The sequence below is a fragment of the Nostoc sp. genome, assembly GCF_036917275.1.
In the GTDB taxonomy this organism is placed as follows: Bacteria; Cyanobacteriota; Cyanobacteriia; order Cyanobacteriales; family Nostocaceae; genus Nostoc.
Genome location: NZ_JBALDF010000035.1, coordinates 140351 through 152409, shown reverse-complemented (window position 1 = coordinate 152409; position 12059 = coordinate 140351). Strand labels below are relative to the sequence as shown.

Here is a 12059-nt window from a genome sequence, read left to right as displayed (position 1 = left end):
AATTAGGTCAGCAAAAGCCCACTTTAAAGTGGGCTTTTGTTTGTTATTCACAGTAGACTTATCCGAAAATTAGGTTTTGACTCTTGCTGTACAAGGCTTTGATACTCATTTGCGGATATGTCTAGTGATTAATAAGGGATTTCCAAGAATTGAAGAAGAATTCAGAAGTCAGGGATTCAGACCGCGCAGGAATTGAAGACCACCAAATTGAAAATTTGGCGGGGGTGCAAAAACGCCGATTATTCATCCGCCAGTCATATTTCCTATGTGGGATTATAATCTGGCTGATTAGATATATCTATTGGGGGGCGATCGCTACTCCAAGCCCACCATACAGAACCACAGTGACAATAGTAGAACTCTTGCCATTTGCGACGACGGTCTTCTGTAAGTACAGGCGATCGCCGATTTAGCCAAACTTTTTCAGCTTCTCGGCTACTTGAGTGGCAGCTAGGACAGCAAAACTCATAGGCATGTATTGCCTTATTCGTCCATTCAGGCGGGAGGGGAGCAAAAACGTCCATGTATTTACAAGTATAGTCTCAATGGTTATCCAAAACTTTGAGGTTTTTAACTTGGGGGCAAACCGTACCATAAAATCCCGTCACACTATCAAACTGCTTAATCAATATTTTTATTGCTTTGTCTGGTCTATTCACAAATCGCAATTTGTAGAGGTTTTCAACAATAGAACAGCTATTTTTAAAGACTGCTAAAGGATGTCATAAATCAAAGGTTAACACGAATGGTAACTATAATAGTTACCATGCACATTATGGCTAATAATTAAATTTATGGAGCCAAATGTTGAAATTCGCCGTTTGTTAGATGTGATGCCTGCTTCTGGTCGGATGACGACAAAAGTCGTTAGTAAACCAGAGCAGGCAAAAGTAATTGACGCCTCCTTTCCCCAACCGTGGAATCAGGCGCGACCGATATACATTAATTTTGATTTGTGGCGTCGCTTGACAAAGCCGCAACGAGACTTGCTGCTGTTGCACATGGTTAGCTGGTTGACGGGGGTAAAGTGGTTTAAACCCGACATTTATCAAGGTGTGGTGGTGGCGGGGCTGTTAGGCGGATTCATGGAAGCAGCACAGTCAGATGTGGTGGGTGTAGCCGTAGCTGGGGGATTAAGTGCGATCGCTGCTTTTCGGATCTGGCGTACTAACAAATCTCAAGAGTCAGAGTTAAATGCCGATGCAGCAGCAATTCGGATAGCACAGCGGCGCGGTTATTCAGAAGTTGAAGCAGCGCAGCATCTGTTATCTGCAATTGAAGCGGTAGCCAAAATTGAAGGGCGTTCTAGTTTAAATTTTACTGAGTTGATTCGTTGCCAAAACTTACGAGCGATCGCAGGTTTGTCACCAGTGGGTATGCCAGAAAGTTATAAGTAGAAATCAGGAGAATGATCTGTTTCTTTTATTCTCTTTTCTACGAGACGCAAAGCGTCTCGTAGTGTCTGGTAGAGAAGGTGACTTCTCTACCAGACCAGAGGCGTTAGCCGTAGCCTGCGGCAAGCCGCTGCGCGTCTACGATAGTTTTCACAACTCATTTATGATTGCTATATTGCTATATAACTTTCATCCAAACAAATTTTATTTTTAACTAACAATGTTAAACGAAAAACTTATCAAATATACTTCAAAATTCTCTTTTCATTCTCCTTGGTTTATTATCATTATTTTTGCAACTTTTGGTTTAATAGGTATTCTCAACCATTCGATGTGGAGAGATGAACTAAATCCCTGGCTTATTGTCAGAGATAGTAAATCTTTAGGGGATTTAGTTGCAAATATTCATTATGAAGGTCATCCTGTTTTATGGTATTTTTCTTTGGCACTTCTGAGAAAAATAGTGGATAATCCTATTATTATGCAAATTTTTCATTTGGCAATTACTGTTGTTTCAGTTACTGTTTTTTGTCTATATAGCCCTTTTAACTATCAACAAAAGTTTCTGTTTTCCTTTGGTTTCTTTCCTTTTTATGAATATCTTTTAATTTCTCGAAACTATGCCTTTAGTATGTTGTTTATTTTTGCTTTTTGTACAGGTTTTTCATCAAGAAAAATAACTTATGCTTATTTGGCCATTTTATTGGGTTTATTAGCAAATAGTAGTGCTTATGGTTTGCTTGTATCATTTTCTTTATTATTGACTTTGCTAGCTGAATTCAGTTTTGATAGTGAACATCGCCAGCAGTATTTTAGTCAAAGCCAAAAATACGATTTGTTTTTAAGTATTTTAATTATCATATTTTCTTTTATTTTATCCCTTTATATTATTACTCCGCCGATAGATAGTTATCTTTATGGTGGGTTAAATAATGGTTGGGTAATACAATTAGATATCCGTCATTTATTGAAAAGCATAGGTAGAATATTTGGTAGTTATTTATTAATCATTCCTCAACACAAAAGATGGCTGGATTTAATTGTTTGTACGATAATTGCTCTCTTTATTGTAATTTTAACCCTGATTAAATTATCTAAAAAGCCAATTGCTTTATTTTTCTACATTATAGGGAATTGTGTAATATTTGCCTTTACATACTTTAGATTTATTGGTATGCCTCGGCATTTTGGACATTTCTATTTAATTCTGATAGCGGCTTTATGGTTGGGAAGTTATTATCAAGACTCTAGAGTTTTACTCAATAAGCTTTTTATTCGTCCAAATTCAATTACATTCGTTCAAAAATGGCATAATATCGCTTTTATGCTAATTCTTTATGTCCAGTTTTTAGGAGGCATTTATAGTTTTTCAAGAGATTTAGTTGTACCATTTTCTGCCAGCCGGGAAATATCTCAATATCTTCAAAAAGCTGGGTTAGATAATGAGTTTATTGTTGCCAGTCGAGATGCAAATATGGCTCCTCTATCGGGTTATCTCAATCGAAAGTTTTACTATCCTGAGATTCAAAAAATGGGTAGCTTTACCCTATTTAAAAAAGGCCGCCAAGATGTTGAAGAGGCTGAGATATTAAGCCAAATTAATTCTCTACTCAAAAATCAAGATGACCAAAAGAAAATTTTGCTGATTTTAAATAAAAAACTAAATGTTAACCGCAATGACTTGAAGATTGTTCCGATTAAAGATTTTAAGAGAGGCTGGGTGGATAGTGAACGATATTATCTTTATTGGGTAGATGAAGCATAAAGATAATGCGCCACAGAATTTTGGAGTTCTCAGGCAGATTGCGGCAATATATAGCAAAAGATATTTCATTAAAGCTTCTGTTTGGCATTTTACAGCCCTGTTCTGTCTTAGAAACTAAAGGCTTGATTGTTATACAAACAACATGTATCACCAAAACACCCCAGAAATAACACTTTTACGTCCTTTGACCTAGCTTGCCACCATTGATAACTAGCTGCAACGCGGGAGGCTAATCTACACTGGAATAAGAGAATGTATGTTTAACTGACTTAGGTGTCAGAGAGTGAGGAGTTTTGTCATACTTTCTCGGTGTTGGTTATGAAGTGCTTACCTCGTGTGGTAAAACTTAACTTAAATTCTGTCAGTTACTAACGGAGTTGATGGGAATGGGTAACTTTATTTTTTTTGTATTGATAGTAGTTTACGGAGGCGGCGTTTGGAAGTTTTGGAATGGGTTTGGGCGGACTAATTTTAATCCAACTTTGACCAATCGCATTGGTTTAGCTTTGCTATGGCCAGCTTTGTTTATTACAAATCAATCCTATCGTCGAAACTTTAGAAAGGCGTTGAAGGGCTAGAGTTTACTATTAAGTGTAACGTCATCCATTATTGACGGTGGCATCTATCTCAATATAAATTCAACCACCCAACCTCCCTTCCCTAGTAGGGAAGGGAGGTTGGGTTTGCTCCTTTTAGGAAGCAGAGGAATTAGGGAGGGATAAGTTCGTTAACGGTTGGAAAGTATTTCAGCCAATGAATTTAGGAATTATTTGTGATTGGTTAATAGATGGATTGCTCCACCTACAGCTGCACCATCAATAGCATTGCCAACGGTATGTCTGCCATCACCAGTAACTGCGCCAGTCAATGCGCTAGCCCCTGCACCGACTCCAACATCTTGACCAAGGTTCCGGTTACGACGATGGTGACGGCTTCTCAGACCATTTGCACCATTGACAGCTGCACCAGTGACACCACCTTTTGCAGCATTGCCTAATACACTACCATGTCCCCTAACAGCTCCTGTTACTACATTGGTAACAGCCCCGATACCTACATCTCTTAGTACTTGGTCATCAGCAGCAGCTGGTTTTGCTGGAACTAGGGTGACACCAGCTAAACTTGCAGCCATGAGGCTAGGGAGAAGTGTGCGCTTGAGGATATTATTCATTGTGTTACCTTTTGAAAACATCAAACAATTGGCTAAAAACCAAAGTTACTAAAGTCGAATAAAATCTGAATTTTCTTATCTGAGCAACAGCAACTACTTATTGTTCGAGTACATATATATAATCGCATTTGCAAAGCCATAACTGCATCCACTGAAAGCATGAATATAGATTCAGTCTAGAGAAGGCCTTGCTGATTTCTTCAGCAATGCCGGAGATTACATATTGACAAAATCAATCAAAGATGCAATTAAGGCTTTTCGGGATGAAAGTTGCATTTTTTCATTACTAGCAAGGGATTTCTGATGATCTACCGCATAGTATTTACCCTATCTATCTAAAGATAGTTGCCAAAATAATTAAACTAACTCATCAAGGTTAATATTTAATTCTCTTAGTTTAGTAGCCAAGCGTTCTGCTTGTACTTCTGCTTGTTGCGATCGCTCCCATCCTGTTGGTAGCAAATTACCCTGATTATCCCACCAGCGCAACCAGGGTAATTCTAGATTTTAATAGCGGCCTTGCCAAATTCCTAATTCTACACCCATCGGTTCAATAGGATAATGTCCGCGTTCATTGGCAGGTATTAGCTGATATTCACCCCTAAGCAATTGATACACCTGGACACTAACTTTCTTCACTTCATAAATGCCATAGAAGGGAACTATAATATAGTATAATAGGTTTGTAATTAATAAATAGAGTAGACAATTGGAACAGAAAAGAGCAAAGAGAGGAAGTTTCCAAGCGCGTATACTTAATCTATTTAGAGACAATCCTGATAAAAAGTTCACTTTTCACGAGATAGCTGATGAACTTGCCGCAACTGCTGGTTCTACCAGTGGTACTCTATCAGTTCTCTGTAAAAATGGTTCTATTCAGAAGACTAACGACCATCCAGCAAAGTACTCCTATACTATAGATATAGAAGCTAACTCATCCGAGGTTAAGCTAGACAATGAAAGTGTTCAGGAGAGCATCACAGATCAGGAAAGACCAAATTTAGCCTTAGTGAACATACTAAATAAACTAAAGAAAGAGCTAGAAGAGCTAGAAGAGCGTCAAGTAAAGCTCAAATCAGCAATAGAAGTATTGGAAGCTCAACTAAATCTAGAAAAAAATAATATAGATACTTGACTTACTTTCTAAACTTTGTTTATATATATAATAGATAAAGTCCAAACCTATAGAATTAGGTAATTATAATGAACGCTAATTTAAAACCAGGAACTCTTCAGTACAAAATTATAGAATTTTTAACCCAACACCCTGATCAGGGATGGGATTATAAGGAAATTGCTCTACGCTTGAATCGCCGTGATGAGTCTGTGAGCTGCTCCCTTTCTGTTCTTGAAAAGAAGAGACTAGTTAGAAAGATAGTATATTTTAATTCTCGTGCTGCAAAATATATTTATAATATAGAGTTACCAATTAGTGAACCAACTGTTCTAACTTTTGTTGAGCAGGAACCAAGCGTTCAATATAACCTTATGCAAAGGCTGCACAAAGTTAGGATGGAGACAGAGCAACTTAGAAGGGAAGAAGAGAAATTAGTAACAACTTTAGAAGTCTTAAATGAGTTTATAGCGTAGCAACTTAGTAGTGTAGGGTGGTGGCTACAAGAAAATAGAGTAGCAACCTCCCTGTATGATCCAAATTTGTGTCTAGAAAATAAGTCACTTTGTTATTTTCGCTTTACTGCTTCATCGTACATTTTGATTTGCTCTGGGGTCAAATCATTTAACGTACCAGAAACAGCCTCTAAGACAAGAATCTTATCAATTCTGCGTGTCAGTTCATGCTCGGTAATAGCTCTCATTTCTTTTTGTGATAACTGCCTAAAGAGTTCTACCAATATTTCTATCATTTCCTGTTGGTTTAACTTAACTTGATATAAGCTATAACCTTTAATTAGCTTTTCAACGATTGGTGATATATACTTACTCAGTTCTTGATGATAATTAGCAACTTATGGCATAATTCTCTCTATTTATAAAATAATTATCTTATATTATAAACAATCATCCTCAGCGCTCCTCTGCGTAAAAAAAAGGTGGACAAAATGCCCACCCCACAAAATTTTGAGAATATTCTGTTGCTATTAACCCAACAATTGTTTAGCCTTAGCGAACACATTATCAACACTAAAGCCAAACTTCTCTAGACAAACATTGCCTGGAGCCGAAGCACCAAAGCGATCAATACTAACGCAATCGCCTTCAGTACCTACGTACTTGTGCCAACCGAAACTGCTAGCAGCTTCTACAGACAAACGCTTGGTAACAGCTTTCGGCAAAATGGACTCTCTATAAGCCGCATCCTGTGCTTCAAAAAGTTCCCATGAAGGTAGCGACACAACACGGGCTTTCTTACCTTCAGCCGTGAGTTTTTCGGCTGCGCTGACGGCGAGGCTCAATTCTGAACCAGTGGCAATCAAAATGATATCAGGTGTACCTTCGCTATCCACCACTGTGTATCCACCCTTTGCCACGCCCTCAACCGATGTACCTGCCAAGTTCGGGACATTTTGACGGGTGAATGCCAACAGGGTAGGAGCATTTTGCTTCGCTTTCTCGATCGCTATTTTATAAGCGCCAGAGGTTTCGTTACCGTCTGCGGGACGAAACACCGTTAAATTAGGAATGGCTCGCAAGGAAGCCACAGTTTCAATGGGTTGGTGCGTGGGGCCATCTTCACCTTGTCCAATGGAATCGTGAGTCATCACCCAAATTACGCCAGCTTGGGAAAGGGCGGATAAGCGGATGGCAGCACGCATATAATCTGTGAAGATCAAGAAAGTAGCACCGTAGGGAATTAATCCCGAACTGTGCAGCGCTATCCCATTACAGATTGCGCCCATAGCATGTTCCCGTACACCAAAGTGGATGTTGGGGTTTTCGTAGTGTCCTTTTTGAAAGTCGCCTTTGCCTTTGACTTCGGTAAGGTTGGAGTGGGTTAAGTCAGCCGAACCACCAATTAATTCAGGTAAAACTGCCGCCAGTTTGTTGAGGCAAGTTTCTGAGTGTTTGCGGGTGGGCAGTCCTTTGTCTTCGGGTGTGTAGGTGGGTAGTACCTTATCCCAGCCGTCGGGCAGTTTGCCGCTAATGTAGCGTTCAAATTCAGCCGCTTCTTGGGCATACTTAGCTTTGTAGTCGCCAAAGGTGTTGTTCCATTCGTCTTCGTAGCCTGCACCGCGCTCAACTGCTTTGCGGGTGTGGTTTAGGGCTTCTTCGGGTACTACGAAAGGTTCATATTCCCAACCCAAATTTTTCCGAGTCAAGGCAATTTCGTCTCCGCCAAGGGCAGCGCCGTGAACGCCAGCAGTGTTTGCTTTATTGGGGGAACCGTAACCAATAATGGTTGTTACCTTGATGAAAGAAGGCTTATCGGTAACAGCTTTGGCTGCTTCAATTGCTTTGGCGATCGCTTCTAAATCAGTGTTACCATCTTCGACGTGTTGGACGTGCCAGCCGTAAGCTTCAAAGCGCTTAGAAACATCTTCAGTGAATGCCACATCTGTGGAACCGTCAATGGAGATGTGGTTGTCGTCGTACAGAGCGATGAGTTTGCCTAATCCCAAGTGTCCTGCAAAAGAACAAGCTTCACCAGAAATTCCTTCCATGTTGCAACCGTCACCCACAATCACGTAGGTGTAATGGTCAACAATCTTGCTATCAGGTTTGTTAAATTTAGCGGCCAGGTGGGCTTCGGCGATCGCTAAACCGACTCCATTGGCAATTCCTTGACCTAGTGGGCCAGTGGTGACTTCCACGCCTGGGGTCATGAAGTTTTCGGGGTGTCCAGGAGTTTTAGACTCCCATTGACGAAATTGTTTGATATCTTCAATGCTGACGCTATCGTAGCCTGTCAGGAACAGCAGGGCGTACTGCAACATCGAGCCATGACCGGCAGACAAGACAAAGCGATCGCGATTGAACCATTTGGGATTCTTGGGATTAAACTTCAAAAAGCGATCCCAGAGGACAAAAGCCATCGGAGCCGCGCCCATTGGTAGTCCTGGGTGTCCCGATTTTGCCTTCTCTACGGCATCAATAGCCAAGAAGCGGATCGAGTTAATGGCCAGTTCTTCGACGGACAATTCTTTGGCGGATTGGGTTGCAACAGTCATAATCTCTTGTTTTTAACGACGGGTTAGCACTCTTGGTAGCTTCTCTTGCTGGGGTTATTTTAGATTCCCCACAGTATCCTCATCATCCCACTCCCGCTTGTCGATGGACAAGCGGGATCTCCTGAGTTTGTGGTGATAAATCAAGCTGATAATTGGGTCATGCTGAACGCTTAAGTTATAGCGGAATGATATCTATCATACTTTTGGCACAGTCATCTCAGGAGAGCCGACTAGCAATAAAATGGGAAATTTTTAGACGTATTTCTTAAAGGCCAGTGTGACATTATGACCGCCAAACCCAAAAGAATTGGATATTGCCACCTCGACTTTTTGAGCGCGGCTAGAGTTAGGCACATAATCTAAGTCACACTCTGGATCGGGATTTTCCAGATTGATTGTCGGTGGAATTTGGTCATTAGCGATCGCCATTACTGTTGCAACTGCTTCAATACCTCCAGAACCGCCCAATAAATGACCTGTCATCGATTTGGTGGAGCTAATTGCCACCTTATAAGCATGTTCTCCCAAAGCTTTTTTGATTGCTGAAGTTTCAGTTGAATCATTAGCTGGGGTGCTAGTGCCGTGAGCATTAATATAGCTGATCTGTTCGGGAGTTATGGCGGCATCTTTGAGCGCTAGTTCGATTGCTCTAGCTGCTCCAAGTCCACCAGGGACGGGGGAGGTGATATGGTAAGCGTCACAGGTCATGCCATAACCGATCATTTCCGCATAAATGTGAGCGCCGCGACTGATGGCGTGTTGCAGTTCTTCTAGAATTAAAATTCCTGAACCTTCACCCAAGACAAATCCGTTGCGATCGCGGTCAAAAGGACGGCAAGCTTTAGTCGGATCGTCATTGCTAAAAGAGAGGGCTTTGCAGGCGGCGAACCCAGCTATCGATAATGGTGTGACAGCTGACTCCGTTCCCCCACAAATCATCGCTTGGGCGTATCCCCCTTGGATGAGACGAAAAGCATCTCCTATGGCGTTGGAGCCAGCAGCGCAGGCAGTTACAGGACAAGAGTTTGGCCCTTTAGCACCCGTGTGAATTGCCGTTAATCCTGCTGCCATATTGGCAATCATCATCGGGATCATGAATGGACTACAGCGATCGGGGCCACGGTTGAGGTAGATAGTTTGCTGGTCTTCTAATACCTTAATGCCACCAACGCCAGAACCGATCATCACACCTACCTGTTCTGCATTCAGTTCATTAATAACTAACTTGGCGTTAGATAGAGCCTGTTTTGCTGTCGCAACCCCAAATTGAGCAAATCGATCCATGCGCTTGGCCTCTTTGCGCTCCAAGTAATCATGTGGATCGAAGTTTTTCACCTCACCAGCAATCCGGCAATCATGGCGAGACGCATCAAAAAGTGTGATGTAGTCAATGCCATTGCGTCCACTTAATAATCCGTTCCAATATTCTGTTGCTGTGTTACCTATAGGTGTAATCGCGCCAACACCAGTTACAACAACGCGTTTACGTGTATAATCTGTCATGATTCAGTTAAAAATGGCGAAAAAGCAGCAGGCATTAAACAGTGCTGAGTTTCAAGTCCTGAGTTCTGAGTTTTGGAAGCAGCCGAAGATGGAGAAAACTCCGAACTTTTGCCTCCTAAAACTCTAACTTCTAAACTTTTAACTACTCAGCACTCAGTTAAAAGTCAAAGCAGCGGTTTTTGCCGTAGATGCCCAGAGGGGGCAAGACAAAGCTATCTCAACTTCTCCCTTGGCGCTAGCCTCTCCCAATGTGAGAAGGGGAGCCACTGCGGTCTTATCCCTTGGCGTTAACCTCTCCCAATGTGAGAAGGGGAGACGCCAAGGCCCAAGGGTGACTCAAAACTTTTTTTAAGCTGATGCGGTAACTTTGTTATTGATGTAATCTACTGCGTCTTGAACCGATATAATCTGCTCGGCAGCTTCGTCGGGAATTTCGATATCAAATTCTTCTTCCAAGGCCATCACCAGTTCAACAGTATCTAAGGAATCTGCTCCTAGATCGTCCATAAACTTGGACTGGGGTGTGATTTTGGTAGGATCGTCAACACTCAATTGTTCGGTGACGATTTTCTTGACCTTTTCAAAAAGTTCCGTTTGGCTCATAAATAATAAAAGTCCTTAACCATTTGCTAGGATCTGCTCTTTAGAGGAGACATTGTTTTGAGCATATACATCTTATCGTCAAGCGCGATCGCCCGTATACTGCCAAGGGTTTTTCTGTTAGAAAACCTTTCTTCTAAAAAGAATAGGGTAAGTTTTCTTTTAACACTTGGGTAGGGAAGCGTGCCACGCCTTCGCTGATACCGTGTAAATGCTTTGCTTATCAATTATTGCTAAATTTTTTTACAATGTCTCGATCAGTATTTACAGCCTTGCTAGCAATAAGGATATGTCGAGCCTGCGGCTTTTAACCTAGACGCTTAAAGGGTCGCTGAACGTCAAACATCAGAACTTTGGTGCTAACAAGGAATGATAAAACAGTTATTGTTTAGAGCGATCGCTCTAACCCAAACATACTTCTATGCTATCTCACACCCTGAAATACGCTTACTTCCCCGGTTGTGTTGCCCAAGGGGCCTGTCGAGAACTTTACCAGTCAACTCAAGCGCTTACCCAAGCCCTGGGTATTGAACTAGTTGAACTTAAAAAAGCTGCTTGCTGCGGATCTGGCACATTTAAAGAGGATTCCCAACTGCTAGAAGATACAGTCAACGCCAGAAATATTGCCTTAGCAGAAGAATTAAATCTGCCCTTACTTACCCATTGCAGCACTTGTCAAGGTGTTATCGGTCACGTCAACGAACACCTGAAAGAATGCCAGACTTCTGACCCTACCTACATTGAACAGGTTAATGGCTTGCTGCACAAAGAAGGCTGTTCACCTTATCGCGGCAGTACTGAGGTTAAACATCTCCTCTACGCCTTGGTAACAGATTACGGTTTAGAGGAAATTACCAAACGTGTCACCCGGAAGTTAACTGGATTAAAATGCGCGGCTTTTTATGGCTGTTATCTCCTCCGCGCCCAAAAATATATGCCCTATGACGACCCCTTCCAACCGGAAGCGATGGAAAATATGTTTCGGGCGGTGGGTGCAACACCAATTTATTACCGAGGCCGGACGCAATGTTGTGGTTGGCCCCTGGCTAGTTATGCCACTACCCAATCTTTCAAGATGGCGGGGATGCATATTCAGGATGCCTTGACTTCTGGTGCTGACTGTATAGTTACGCCTTGTCCACTGTGCCACTTAAATTTAGATTCGCGTCAGCCTGAGGTGGAAAAGGTGATTGAACAGAAGCTAGGTTTACCAGTGTTGCATTTACCTCAGTTGATTGCTTTGGCACTTGGGGTTAGTCCAAAAGAACTGGGTTTAGAACGCCACGTTGTTTCCACAAAGCCAGTGTTGGAAAAATTAGGATTTTAACTTCTGAACCGGACATTCCGAGTTCAGAGGCTCAACTTCCGAGTTCAGAGGCTTAACTTCCGAGTTCAAAGGCTTAACTTCCGAGTTCAAAGGCTCAACTTCCGAGTTATAAGGCTCAACTTCCGAGTTATAAGGCTTAACTTCCGAGTTATAAGGCTCAACTTCCGAGTTC

Annotated in this window: 12 protein-coding genes and 1 pseudogene; 6 read left to right on the top strand and 7 right to left on the bottom strand. The window is 41.8% G+C overall.

Annotation, left to right across the window (positions count from 1 at the left end; translation table 11 throughout):
- Positions 1-263: 263 nt before the first annotated feature.
- Complete coding sequence (locus V7K35_RS14315; protein ID WP_335079961.1) at positions 264-524, bottom strand: hypothetical protein; 261 nt, start codon at positions 522-524, stop codon at positions 264-266.
- 270 nt (positions 525-794) lie between these two features.
- On the opposite strand from V7K35_RS14315, the gene V7K35_RS14310 reads away from it, so the two are divergent.
- The 3 genes from V7K35_RS14310 to V7K35_RS14300 all read left to right on the top strand — a co-directional run bounded on the left by V7K35_RS14310 (position 795) and on the right by V7K35_RS14300 (position 3737).
- Positions 795-1397: a DUF3318 domain-containing protein gene (locus V7K35_RS14310; protein ID WP_335079960.1), complete on the top strand. Its 603-nt coding sequence runs from the start codon at positions 795-797 to the stop codon at positions 1395-1397.
- A gap of 217 nt (positions 1398-1614) precedes the next feature.
- Positions 1615-3159: a hypothetical protein gene (locus tag V7K35_RS14305; RefSeq protein WP_335079959.1), complete on the top strand. Its 1545-nt coding sequence runs from the start codon at positions 1615-1617 to the stop codon at positions 3157-3159.
- 380 nt (positions 3160-3539) lie between these two features.
- A complete protein-coding gene (locus tag V7K35_RS14300) occupies positions 3540-3737 on the top strand; it encodes a hypothetical protein (protein WP_442939725.1) in 198 nt (65 codons plus the stop codon).
- Between the two features lie 188 nt (positions 3738-3925).
- Here the strand turns inward: V7K35_RS14300 and V7K35_RS14295 are convergent, their stop codons facing one another.
- The gene (locus V7K35_RS14295; RefSeq protein WP_335079958.1) at positions 3926-4330 is read right to left on the bottom strand and encodes a hypothetical protein; all 405 of its coding nucleotides are present in this window, start codon (positions 4328-4330) and stop codon (positions 3926-3928) included.
- Positions 4331-4687: 357 nt separating this feature from the next.
- Positions 4688-4990: pseudogene (locus V7K35_RS14290) on the bottom strand (Uma2 family endonuclease); the annotation flags it as partial.
- Between the two features lie 49 nt (positions 4991-5039).
- On the opposite strand from V7K35_RS14290, the gene V7K35_RS14285 reads away from it, so the two are divergent.
- Both V7K35_RS14285 and V7K35_RS14280 read left to right on the top strand, forming a co-directional pair.
- Positions 5040-5465: a hypothetical protein gene (locus tag V7K35_RS14285; RefSeq protein WP_335079983.1), complete on the top strand. Its 426-nt coding sequence runs from the start codon at positions 5040-5042 to the stop codon at positions 5463-5465.
- A 68-nt stretch (positions 5466-5533) separates the two neighbouring features.
- Positions 5534-5920: a hypothetical protein gene (locus V7K35_RS14280; RefSeq protein WP_335079957.1), complete on the top strand. Its 387-nt coding sequence runs from the start codon at positions 5534-5536 to the stop codon at positions 5918-5920.
- Positions 5921-6012: 92 nt separating this feature from the next.
- Here the strand turns inward: V7K35_RS14280 and V7K35_RS14275 are convergent, their stop codons facing one another.
- From V7K35_RS14275 to acpP, 4 genes are all read right to left on the bottom strand, one after another.
- Positions 6013-6195: a hypothetical protein gene (locus V7K35_RS14275; protein ID WP_335079956.1), complete on the bottom strand. Its 183-nt coding sequence runs from the start codon at positions 6193-6195 to the stop codon at positions 6013-6015.
- Between the two features lie 234 nt (positions 6196-6429).
- Positions 6430-8457, bottom strand: a complete 2028-nt coding sequence (gene tkt, locus V7K35_RS14270) for a transketolase (RefSeq protein ID WP_335079955.1) — start codon at positions 8455-8457, stop codon at positions 6430-6432.
- 252 nt (positions 8458-8709) lie between these two features.
- Positions 8710-9960, bottom strand: a complete 1251-nt coding sequence (gene fabF, locus V7K35_RS14265; protein ID WP_335079954.1) for a beta-ketoacyl-ACP synthase II — start codon at positions 9958-9960, stop codon at positions 8710-8712.
- A 348-nt stretch (positions 9961-10308) separates the two neighbouring features.
- Entirely contained in the window at positions 10309-10563 is a 255-nt protein-coding gene (acpP, locus tag V7K35_RS14260) for an acyl carrier protein (RefSeq protein ID WP_334794413.1), read from the bottom strand.
- Between the two features lie 418 nt (positions 10564-10981).
- Between acpP and V7K35_RS14255 the strand changes: the two genes are divergently transcribed.
- Positions 10982-11887, top strand: a complete 906-nt coding sequence (locus tag V7K35_RS14255; RefSeq protein WP_334794412.1) for a CoB--CoM heterodisulfide reductase iron-sulfur subunit B family protein — start codon at positions 10982-10984, stop codon at positions 11885-11887.
- The last annotated feature ends 172 nt before the right edge of the window (positions 11888-12059 follow it).

Coding starts and splice junctions, on each gene's coding strand:
- V7K35_RS14315 (WP_335079961.1), bottom strand. CDS start 524: ATGGACGTTTTTGCTCCCCTCCCGCCTGAATGGACGAATAAGGCAATA.
- V7K35_RS14310 (WP_335079960.1), top strand. CDS start 795: ATGGAGCCAAATGTTGAAATTCGCCGTTTGTTAGATGTGATGCCTGCT.
- V7K35_RS14305 (WP_335079959.1), top strand. CDS start 1,615: ATGTTAAACGAAAAACTTATCAAATATACTTCAAAATTCTCTTTTCAT.
- V7K35_RS14300 (WP_442939725.1), top strand. CDS start 3,540: ATGGGAATGGGTAACTTTATTTTTTTTGTATTGATAGTAGTTTACGGA.
- V7K35_RS14295 (WP_335079958.1), bottom strand. CDS start 4,330: ATGAATAATATCCTCAAGCGCACACTTCTCCCTAGCCTCATGGCTGCA.
- V7K35_RS14280 (WP_335079957.1), top strand. CDS start 5,534: ATGAACGCTAATTTAAAACCAGGAACTCTTCAGTACAAAATTATAGAA.
- V7K35_RS14275 (WP_335079956.1), bottom strand. CDS start 6,195: ATGATAGAAATATTGGTAGAACTCTTTAGGCAGTTATCACAAAAAGAA.
- tkt (WP_335079955.1), bottom strand. CDS start 8,457: ATGACTGTTGCAACCCAATCCGCCAAAGAATTGTCCGTCGAAGAACTG.
- fabF (WP_335079954.1), bottom strand. CDS start 9,960: ATGACAGATTATACACGTAAACGCGTTGTTGTAACTGGTGTTGGCGCG.
- acpP (WP_334794413.1), bottom strand. CDS start 10,563: ATGAGCCAAACGGAACTTTTTGAAAAGGTCAAGAAAATCGTCACCGAA.
- V7K35_RS14255 (WP_334794412.1), top strand. CDS start 10,982: ATGCTATCTCACACCCTGAAATACGCTTACTTCCCCGGTTGTGTTGCC.